Annotated in this window: 8 protein-coding genes; 3 read left to right on the forward strand and 5 right to left on the reverse strand. The window is 43.3% G+C overall.

Going from position 1 to position 10,882, the window contains the following annotated elements:
• Positions 1–185: hypothetical protein (locus tag V7L12_RS02135; protein WP_335081704.1), on the forward strand; the 185-nt coding region annotated here is incomplete at its 5' end.
• 172 nt (positions 186–357) lie between these two features.
• Here V7L12_RS02135 and V7L12_RS02140 read toward each other — a convergent pair.
• On the reverse strand, positions 358–1,848 hold the full coding sequence (locus V7L12_RS02140; RefSeq protein ID WP_335081706.1) for a glutamine synthetase family protein: 1,491 nt from the start codon (positions 1,846–1,848) through the stop codon (positions 358–360).
• Between the two features lie 209 nt (positions 1,849–2,057).
• On the opposite strand from V7L12_RS02140, the gene V7L12_RS02145 reads away from it, so the two are divergent.
• Entirely contained in the window at positions 2,058–2,429 is a 372-nt protein-coding gene (locus tag V7L12_RS02145) for a hypothetical protein (protein ID WP_335081708.1), read from the forward strand.
• Between the two features lie 202 nt (positions 2,430–2,631).
• Here V7L12_RS02145 and V7L12_RS02150 read toward each other — a convergent pair whose 3' ends face one another.
• Positions 2,632–3,363: an MBL fold metallo-hydrolase gene (locus tag V7L12_RS02150; RefSeq protein ID WP_335081710.1), complete on the reverse strand. Its 732-nt coding sequence runs from the start codon at positions 3,361–3,363 to the stop codon at positions 2,632–2,634.
• A gap of 193 nt (positions 3,364–3,556) precedes the next feature.
• On the opposite strand from V7L12_RS02150, the gene V7L12_RS02155 reads away from it, so the two are divergent.
• Positions 3,557–5,077, forward strand: a complete 1,521-nt coding sequence (locus V7L12_RS02155) for a site-2 protease family protein (RefSeq protein WP_335081718.1) — start codon at positions 3,557–3,559, stop codon at positions 5,075–5,077.
• Between the two features lie 35 nt (positions 5,078–5,112).
• On the opposite strand, the gene V7L12_RS02160 is transcribed toward V7L12_RS02155, so the two are convergent.
• The 3 genes from V7L12_RS02160 to V7L12_RS02170 form a co-directional block, all read right to left on the reverse strand.
• Positions 5,113–6,369 carry an FAD-dependent hydroxylase gene (locus tag V7L12_RS02160; protein WP_335081712.1) on the reverse strand — a complete coding sequence of 419 codons (1,257 nt, stop codon included), beginning with the start codon at positions 6,367–6,369 and terminating at the stop codon, positions 5,113–5,115.
• 221 nt (positions 6,370–6,590) lie between these two features.
• Positions 6,591–7,469 (reverse strand): N-acetylmuramoyl-L-alanine amidase, encoded by an 879-nt coding sequence (locus V7L12_RS02165; protein WP_335081714.1) that lies wholly within the window; start codon positions 7,467–7,469, stop codon positions 6,591–6,593.
• Positions 7,470–7,767: 298 nt separating this feature from the next.
• Positions 7,768–10,617 carry a COR domain-containing protein gene (locus V7L12_RS02170; protein ID WP_335081716.1) on the reverse strand — a complete coding sequence of 950 codons (2,850 nt, stop codon included), beginning with the start codon at positions 10,615–10,617 and terminating at the stop codon, positions 7,768–7,770.
• Positions 10,618–10,882: the final 265 nt, after the last annotated feature.

Below are 10,882 nucleotides of genomic sequence, written 5' to 3' on the forward strand. Positions count from 1 at the left end.
TCGTAACTGTAGGGTTTTGGCATTGGTTAAGCGATCGCTTCTCAAACAAGGGACTACTTTCAGTTTACGTCCTAACTGCCTTGGCGGTTACTATAGTTACCAATACCTTTGCCAAAATAAGAGTTTATACATCAACTCACCCTCGCAAATTGGCGAAGGTATTAACTGAGCAAAACAAGTATTAATTTATCTTTTACCAAATATTTACTTTTATGTAATTATGTTTGTATAAAGTTAAAAATATAATAATTTTTCTTAAGTAAGTATGGACGGAATGCAATTGCTCATGCACCGAAAACTTATTTGAAACTTGAATAATCATCCTTAAAAGCGCGACATTTCCAAGAATTATTCACTTCAAAATAATTCAAAATATTCTCTTTGCTCCCAGTTAGTCACCTGCTTTAAATACTCTTCTGGTGGCCGATCGGCGACGGACTGCAAAAAGCGATTAATTTCACTCTGTTTCATCTTAATGATGAAGTTGATGAACTGCTGCCCCATTTTTTGAGAAAAAAGTTCGCTTTGGCTCAAATATGAAATCGCCTCTGGCAAACTTTTGGGTAAGGTCAGACTTTCTGTAGCGTAAGGTGACTCTGTTGGGGAGCCAGGGTCAACTTTACAATCTACACCATCTACCCCAGAAATCAATTGCGATGCCATATACAGGTAAGGATTGGCTGCTGGTTCTCCAACTCGGTTTTCAATGTGGGTGGTGGGGTCATCATAACCGCCTTGTAATCTAATCATTGCCCCTCGGTTTTCCAATCCCCATCCGGCACGGTCAGGAGCTAGGGAATAAGGTCTAAATCTTTTGTAGCCGTTAATTGTCGGGGTTGTGAACACAGAAGCGGCATTGGCGTGTTTAAGAAGACCACCAACGAAATGTTTACCTAAATCTGACATTAGGGTTTTGGTGTTTGCAGACATGAAAGCGTTCTCGCCTGTGGTTCGGTCTACAAGGGATTGGTGCAAATGCCAGCCATTGGAAGAAGAACCTTGCAATCCTGGACGACACATAAATGATGCGATGTAACCTTGTTGACGGCAGATTTGCTTGGTCGCCATTCGGAATATCATCATTGTATCCGCAGCTTGCAATGCCGGAATCGGGTCAAAGGTAAATTCAAATTGACCGACACCTCCTTCGTTTTCTACACTCCTTAAAGGCAATCCCATTTCAACTAAGTTTTCTGCTAAAACGCGCAGTAAGTCGTGAATCTCTGGATTGTGTGATTCTAAAAGGTATTGGAAACTATGCTCTACAGCGCTAACTTTGGCAGGTTCACCAGGTTTTCCAGAAGTACCAACATTAGCGATCGCTAACATTGGATCTTCTAACTTTGCCAGATACCACTCAACTTCTAAGCCGACAATATGCTCTAATCCTCTTTGATGTAACTCTACCAATGATTGGCGCAAAATACCGCGACTGGAAAAGGGCATTACCTGACCATTTTGAAAGTACTCGTCACAGAGAATAAAGCCAGTACGTTTTGCCCAAGGCAGAATTTTGAAGGTATCAGGGTCAGGAACAGCCACAAGATTTGGCGCACCTGTCATCGAAGGCATATCTAAACTACCGCCAGGAACAAACGGGTTAAATACTATTGCACCACCAGTATCAAACAGGAATGTCCCTGTGCTGATTTGCATACCGTTTTCTAAGGCGCTTAAAAACGCTTGGGGTAAGAGTGACTTGCTGCGAACAATGCCATGCTGGTCTGACCAAGCGGTACGAATCAACAGTAGATCCCGTTCTTTAACAACAGCCTCGATCTTTGAAGATGCTTCTTTTTGGATTTCTGTCCACAGGTGATGACGCTCAATAAATCCAGGTCTTTTCATTGCACACGAAAATATTTTAATGTTACTAATTATTCGGCTAGTACGCGATCGCTACCTGACGAAATGGGCAATACTATAAGTTGGGAATAAAAGTAAAACGAGTGAGGTACAACACTATGGCTGAAAACCTTATATGGCAAAGTCTCTGATGTACTTCATCTATATCGAAACCTAATTATTAGTTTTTCAATTTTTTGGAGGAGAGAAAAATGAAGAAATTCACCAGTTTAATGATTGTCGGGGCAGTATTGTCGATTACTGCGCCAGCCTTTGCTGAAAATCGTGCGGTTAATATCAGTATTGGCAGTATTGGTGGCCCCTTAGATAATGCCGCTTTGCAAACAATTCGCCAGGTTATCGGGTTTGCAGTCGGCACTAGCACCGTCGATAAATTCATTGTATATAGTCCCAGGGTCGGCTCTCCTATTCCCATCGAAGGAGGTTTATCTGCTTGTGCTGAAGCTGGCTTTGGCACAAGCAATACAACATTTAATGCTTTTATCCAGCAATTGCGTTCAATTAAGCCCAAATCAGGGACTTTCTACAATGTAGAACTTACCGCAAGCTGCAAACAGAGATAAGAATGTCGTTTCCCGGATTTTTCACAAGCGCAGGCTTTGAGAGATGTGGTGAGAAATCCGGGGTTTGCACTCAAGCGCGGTAAGATGGGCTTCGTACCTCAGCCCATCTATCGAGTTACACAACCCTTTTTCATCACCCAAGCCCAAAGAATTTATTTTTAATCAAACTTTACCCTTGTGGCGTTCACAAGCCCTGCTACCTCTAAAGGGGTTGTATCCCCAGCAAAGCTGGTAAATCCAGAGAGACGAGGTGTTGATAAGCTCGATCTATGACCCGCTTTCCTCTAAGAAAGCCTGTATTAGCTCCAGGACAAATATACTGGAGAGTTTCTGGTGTAAAACGTTCTAACAATAATTGAAGGCTTTGAATTTGCCTTGGCCAGTGAAAGGTTTTAGCTGTCCGTAATGGTACTGCTTGACCATGCTGGTTAGGGAGTAAATGGCGACCAGAAAATAATATACCTCCAAGTTTACTGTAGTAGAAACAAGATGAGCCGGGAGAATGCCCTGGTGTCCAAATCACTTGTGTTGCGGCATCAAGAGTAAATTCTTCCCTAAAGGTAGTTACGGTTAAGCCTGGCAATAAATACGCTTCTTGCTCTTGAATCAGCACCTCGCAGCCAAAGGTTTGCTGAATTTCAGCGGTCTTGCCAATGGCGCCGCGATGGGTGAGAAATAACCAACGCACGCCTCCATGCGATCGCAAAAAATCTTGATTTGTTTTTTCTAGTGCAGGGCAATCTATGAGGATATTGCCTTCATTTCTTACAATAAAATAAGAGGTTCCCCCTAATGTGTCCCGATTGGGTGGAAAGGCAAAAATGCTCTCTTGTGCGAAGTCCGATTGCAGAGAACCTCCGCTGAGAACTTCGTCAGGGAAGACAGCCCGTGGCGGCTTAGTTGTATGACTTGGCTGTTGAGGTAAAGAGCACATAATCAAAGAACCGAAACTGAGGAGTTGTGGACAATTTGATGACAGTGCGGAAATTCTCAAGAATTGAAACTTGAGCCTTAACCAGCACTGTTAACCGTTGTGAAAAAAATTGGGATTTTAAGTCTGCCTTGTAGTTAATGCTATGGTGCTGAAGCTACTGGTGGGGCGTTTTGTCAAAATTACTGAAGAGAACATGGCATTTTGGTTTCTGTTTATCCTCCTGCTGGGGCTAGCTACTTATCTCATGGTGCAGCGCAGCGTTGCTCACATCACCCGAACACCAGTATGGTTGTTGTGGCTGGTTTTAATGACACCAGCATTTCTGTTGAGTGGATGGACGCTAATCTACGGGGCGAAACAATCTCCACCGCCAGGGCTGATCCTCTGGTCTATATTTGTCTGCACAGTCTTGTACTGGGTGTTGTTTCAATGGGGGCGTCAAGTACCAAGAGATACACAGACCGAAGCCCAAACCCAAGCCTCAGAATCACAACCAACTATCCAGCCTACCCCAGAACCAACAGTGCGTCCCATTGAACCAACGGAAGAAACCCAACTGCGAAATTGTTTTCCTTGGTCTGTATACTACGTTCAAAATATTGAGTATCGACCACAATCTGTGATTTGCCGGGGTCAGTTGCGAACTAAAGCCAGCAACGCTTACCAGCAGATTAAAACTAATATTGAAGCACAATTTGGCGATCGCTTCTTGCTGATTTTTCAAGAAGGCTTCAATGGCAAACCTTTCTTTGTCCTGGTTCCCAACACTCAAGCTGCGAAACAGACAGATACACCACGACGCAACCAGGAACAGTTAACTCGCCCAGGATTAGCGCTGATGCTGCTAGCAGCTACTTTGATCACTACTACCTTGGTGGGAGTGCAAAATGCTGGTGTTACTCTGCCGCCTATCTGGCAAATTGGATCTTTGTTCAAACTTTTATCTAATCCAGATGTCCTATTCAAAGGATTACCTTATGCTTTAGGACTGATGACTATTTTGGGCATTCACGAACTTGGGCATTATTTAACAGCTAAATTTTACAAGATTCGCTCGACGTTGCCTTACTTTATTCCTGTACCTTTCTTCTTAGGAACTTTTGGCGCATTTATTCAGATGCGTAGTCCCATTCCTAACCGCAAAGCTTTATTTGATATTAGTATTGCTGGGCCAATTGCAGGTTTTGTTGCTACTTTGCCATTACTAATATGGGGCTTGGCTCATTCTGACGTGGTTTCCCTAACTGAAAAAACCCAACTTTTAAATCCTGATGCCCTCAATCCCAAGTATTCAATTTTACTGGCTATACTCTCGAAGTTAGCTTTGGGAAGTCAGTTAACAGCAAAATCAGCCCTTGACTTGCATCCAGTTGCAGTAGCAGGTTTTTTAGGACTAGTTGTCACGGCATTAAATTTAATGCCTGTGGGACAACTAGATGGAGGTCACATTGTCCATGCGATGTTTGGACAACGAACTGCGATCGTAATTGGTCAAATTGCTCGTGTGTTGTTGCTGTTACTTTCTTTAGTACGAGAAGAATTTTTGGTGTGGGCGATTATCTTATTATTTATGCCGTTGATTGATGAACCTGCACTGAATGATGTCACTGAATTGGATAACAAACGTGACGTTTGGGGGTTACTGGCAATGGCTTTGTTGATTATAATTATTCTGCCATTACCGCAGGCGATCGCTAACTTTTTGCAAATTTAATCAAGTAAACATATCAGCGATCGCGTTCTCAAGCTTTATCGTTTTGCTAATTCTGGAGTCCGCCCTTTTAAGCCAATCATCAATTTCAGCATAAATACTTTTAATACAGGTACTCGCTGCAAAAACCATAAACCTAAGCGGCGAACCACCACCACAGGGAAGAAATTATTAGAAAACATCCGATCTAACAAATCGGTGAAACCTAAAATTGTCAGATTCTCTAGCTTGCGCCAGCGTTCATAACCTTTGAGAATCTGAATATCGCCAATATCTTTACCCGCTTTGTGCGCTGCTTGAATTACTTGCGCCAAAGCTGCGGCATCCCGAATACCCAAATTTAAACCTTGTCCACCGACGGGATGGCAATTGTGCGCCGCATCACCAATTAATGCTAGTCGGGGAAGAACATAGCGATCGCTTTGCATGAGTTGTACCTGAAAAACAAAGCGATCGCCTAGTAATTCCAATTTTCCCATCTGATCGCCATAGCGGCGGGTTAGTTCTACCAAAAATTGCTCGTCATTTAAAGCACACAAAGCTTTTGCTTCTTCGTGGGGCGCTGTCCAGACAATGCGGCAACGGTTCCCCGGTAAAGGTAAAATCGCAAAGGGGCCGCTAGACCAAAATCTTTCGTAAGCGGTGTTATTGTGGGGTTTTTCTGGTTTGACAAAGGCGACGATGCAAGATTGCCAATATTTCCAGCCAGAGGTTTTGATTCCAGCAGCTTGCCGAATTGGCGATCGCGATCCATCTGCTGCTACAACTAATTTGCTCTTGACTGTCTTTAGTTGATCGGCAACTTTTATCTCGATGGCGACTATATTCTGCTGGTATTGCGTATTTACCACTTCCGCCGGACAGAGATAAGTCACATTTGGGCAATTTTGGACAAACTCTTGCAACGGCTGCAACAGTGCTTGGTGTTCCGCCACATAACCCAATTCTGGGGTATTTATATCATCTGTGGTAAATTCCACCACATCGGGATAATCGGCATCCGAAAGATGGACTCGGCAATACTTGGCGATTTGCGGCAACATTTTGTCCCAAACGCCAATTCCTTGATAAATTAGCGACGAAAGCTGATGAACTGCATAAGCTTGTCCCTTCGCTACCGCCGCTGATGCCACTTTCGCCTCAATGAGCAAAATACTCAAACCAGAATCTTTTAAAGCCGAGGCTAGAGTTAACCCAATAATCCCACCGCCGACAATTACCAAATCATATTCATATCCCCGCTCATTTGGCGGTGTTGGTTGAGGGGAAATTTGCTCAAGCTGCGTTGGGGTCATTATTAAGTTAGGTTACAGCGTCTAACTCTTATTTTGACGCGATCGCGCCTCCTTGAGCAAGTTAACAATTCAAAATTAAAGACAGCCCTCATCCCCTAACCCCTTCTCCCAACATGGGAGAAGGGGAACTGGAGAATTTGCTCCCCTCTCCCATTGTTGGGAGAGGGGCTGGGGGTGAGGGCAAAATATGGCAAGACGCCCACCCCACAAGATTGAATAAATTATTTGCTGACTCGATAGATTGGTCTTATTTGACGATAAGTATTAAGTAAGCTAAGAAATTTATTACCATCAAAATTTATCGGGTCAACTTTTTTACCAGAACGGTCTACTAAATGGTGCGTAGTGATGCGATCATCTGGGACTTGACTTTGAGCAATTAACCAAGCAAGAGAATTATATTGAGCCTCCGTGTAGCCGCTATGGGTTTGTTGACTGCCACTGTCATAACTATCTGGCGGTGTTTCCAAAGAGACATGATAGGCAAAATTATTCACAGAAGCCGGCAAATTCGGATTAGTCTGCACAGTTTCCACTCCCTGAGAACCATCAAACACAGAGTTAGCTGCACCAAAAGCCCGCTTTTCTGGGGGTACTAGATAAACCACCGTTCCGTCTAACTTGACTAAAGCGTGGTAACTTGCTTGCACACTTTCATCGTTATGGGCTACTTGAAAGAAATTGATGGCGCTGGAAGCAGAATAACCAGTTTCATGGAGGACGATAATTGGTTGATTGTGGAGAGTTACGCCGTTAACATCTTGAACGTACCGTTCTCCATAGTTACTTGGGTCAACCGAAGCAACTTGATAATTAGGTCTGTACTGTGCAAAAGCTTGAGTGGTTACATACCTTGCTACAGGTTTGTTAGTCTTGACTGGGGACTTGATAACATTTTGAAATTTCTTCTCTGGCTCTTTCGCTGATTGGAATTGCGCCTGGGGATATTGACTGAAAGCTGTAACCTGTGGATTGGATGTACGGGATATTGTCGGATTGTTATGTAATTTTGTTGCTCGTCCAATTAGCAGCACTACTATTAGAGTGGCGAACATCAGCCAGATTAGTAGTACTCTAGTCACCCAGTCTGTAAACTTCATTTTTCTAATACCCGTAAAACCGTAGATATTAATTTATAGCTAAACTGGCGTGTCAGTCTTAGAGGCGCACTTCTGTAAACCCCTGGCGCTTATGGTATCTAAATAATAATCGCTATAATACCTTAATTCTAGTCAAATATACCCTATTAGTATATATAGGAATCCTAAGTAATTGTTTTAAATGCTTGCTCTGTCATGGAGCTATTTAAATACTCTTAAAACTATTGCTGCTGGTTTAGGGAATAGTTGATGAATTGTTTCTCTACAATTCAAGATCACAATCTCAAATCTAAAATAGTTAGCGTTTATACTCTGCTGCGTGATGTTCGCATAGCCATAGGTAATGTCCCTCTGGAGTCAAGACTTTCTTTAATCCACCCCAGTGCTGCTGGGGATCTTTTTCTTCTAAAAGTTGACGCAAGGCACGCAAAGCTGCACCATCGGCGCGTTCTGGATCTAAATCTTCACCTCTAGCAATTTTGTCTGTTAATTCTAAATCTTCAGATTGTTTGAGTTCAGGTAATTTTGCTGCTAGTTCTTTAAATAGTTCTAAATCGTTTTTAAATAGCGTTTCATATTCTTTGGGATCTACGACACCCAGCCAAGGGCCAATTATCGGTGCAGCATATCTTAAGACTTTGAATAAGTTACCAATATAAGGTGCAGTTACTCTCAACCATTTGGCAGGTTCATTTATTTCATATAAACCGCCTTCTTGGGTGGGATGCCAACAGCCCGGTGCTTGGCAATAGAGTTGTAAATCTAATTTCTGTCCAGTTAGATTCTTTTGCCAAGCTTTAGCACCATGAGGACGCAGCACAAAGACATTGGGACAATGAGAATCTATGATTGCTTGTTCGCGGCGGAAGGCTTTGGTAAATTCCCGTTGCGTCAGTTCTAGAAGATTATCTAGTTTATCTTTCATTTCATCATTACTTTTATCAACTTTATTACTTAAATCTTTCAGGCAGTCTAAAATTGCATCTCCTTTTGTCCAATCTAATCCCTGCAAGAGTTCTATTACTGATACATCTTCATCTTCTGTAGCTTTTGGGCATTCAATTGTTAGTTTATTTCTTTGGAATCGCTGTTGTACTTGTTCATAGTCAAACTCGTGGGTACATCGTTGACCATTATGACCAAGACAGGGAATTTTGCGTTGAATGTCTAATCCTGGAAACCTTCGTAGAAGTAGTTCGATACCATCTTTGAGTAGTGCAAATAAATTCTGGGGGTATGCTCCCCGGACTGTTAATTGTAAATACCTATCGCTTTTAACAGCTTGCACTAATGCTAAATGTTCTTGCTCATAAGCAAATAAGACACCGTTACGCCAATGAATGCCAGTTGTAAAGCGGTGTTGACGCGCAATAAACCAAGTGGGAATACCCGCAGGAATCGTATTGAGTTGAAATTTCATCGAAATTTCATGGCAATCACCTGCTTGTTTTATTTGCTGCCATTTCTGATCATAATTAGGCGCGTCGAGGGGCAAACGTTCTACAACTAAACTGATATCCCGGTTTTCTTGAGTGCGGTAGGAAAGGTCAAAACGCTCCATGAGGCGCAGGAAGTGATCCCGCATGGATGGCTCTAAGTCGCGCCAAAGTTGATTCATTTCCTCACGGGTGAAAATGCCCAAGCGGTTGATTACGTCTTCGCTTTCCAGCACTTTGCTAATATATTCAGTTACCCACTGGGGCTGGAGAATAACAGTATCGTTAAGTTCTTCGTTGTCTTGGAAGTAAAGAATCTCACCTAATTCATGCAGCCATCGCGCCAGCACTTCCTTACTGATGTCAGCAACTTGGGAATCAGCCATGATGTCCCACAGTTGCTGCGGTGTGATTTGTTTTTTCGGCTGGGTGCGGATGGCATTGGCAGCATTTAGCCAAGTGGTAGGCCAGATTTCCCCCATTAAAGGTAACTTAGCGGCTGCTTCAGCAATTGCTTGCCGCAGTTTTTCAACACCTCGGATGATTTTAGAGCTAATTTTATAGTGTTGAATAATCTGGGGGTACTTGCGGCGTAACTCAACTATGGGAAGGTCGGCATCTCGTTCATCGATGTGGGTGGCGACAAGTAAAATTGGGGATTCTGGGGCTAAGGCTTTGATAGTATCTAGCCAGTAATAGAGTTTTCCTTGCTCAAATCCCAGTCGAGCATTCCAGGCGAGTAAAAATAGGGAGCGGTTGGTGAGAAAGAATTGATGGGTAGCATGATAAATTTCCTGTCCACCGAAATCCCAGGTTTTCAGATGCATTGTAGTACCTGCTTTTCCGGGATGGGTTAAATCGAGCCATTTAATTTCAATACCATGAGTAGTGGATTCCTGGGTGTCGAACTCTTCACCGCGTAATGCTCTTAACAAGGATGTTTTACCCACTCCTCCTTCACCGACAACTAGCAATTTAGAAACCCACTGCCGTAAGCTACCCTCTAATCTTTCTCGAAGATAGGTCAAAATTGCCTGCGTTCCCTGCTCGACAATTTCAGGCGGCGGCGAGCTTAATTGTGGATTGTGATCGAGGGATAGCATTGTCAAGTTGGAGAGTTGGCTGATTTCTGGCGGCAGGCTACTGAGTTGATTGTTATGGAGGTATAGCGTTGTCAAGTTGGAGAGTTGGCTGATTTCTGGCGGCAGGCTGCTGAGTTGATTGTTATCGAGATATAGCTCAGTCAAGTTGGAGAGTTGGCTGATTTCTGGCGGCAGGCTGCTGAGTTGATTGTTATCGAGGTATAGCCTTGTCAAGTTGGAGAGTTGGCTGATTTCTGGCGGCAGGCTGCTGAGTTGATTGTTATAGAGGGATAGCCCAGTCAAGTTGGAGAGTTGGCTGATTTCTGGCGGCAGGCTGCTGAGTTGATTGTTATTGAGGTCTAGCGTTGTCAAGTTGGAGAGTTGACTGATTTCTGGCGGCAGGCTGCTGAGTTGATTGTTATCGAGATATAGCTCAGTCAAGTTGGAGAGTTGGCTGATTTCTGGCGGCAAGCTGCTGAGTTGATTGTTATCGAGATATAGCTCAGTCAAGTTGGAGAGTTGGCTGATTTCTGGCGGCAGGCTGCTGAGTTGATTGTTATCGAGGTTTAGCTCCGTTGCGTTTCCCCTGGCAGCTTGTTCAATAATTTGCAACAGTTCTTCGTTTGTCACCTGTAAACCTCACCAACTCTGTAGCGATATTTACTAAAGTAGTATATCGTAACTAAGCATTAGAGACTGGATTAGTGTGTTCATGTGTATAAAAACGGCTGTCATGTTTAAGTTAGCAGGGTGCGTAGGCGTAGCCCGTCGTAAACATCGCTAACCTTGCAATAACATTCACTCATTCACGAGTATCAAAGACTCGTCCGCGAGTATAAAAGACTCATTCACGAGTATCAAAGACTCGTCCGCGAGTATAAAAGACTCATTCACG

Source organism: Nostoc sp. (assembly GCF_036918245.1).
Taxonomy (GTDB): Bacteria; Cyanobacteriota; Cyanobacteriia; order Cyanobacteriales; family Nostocaceae; genus Nostoc.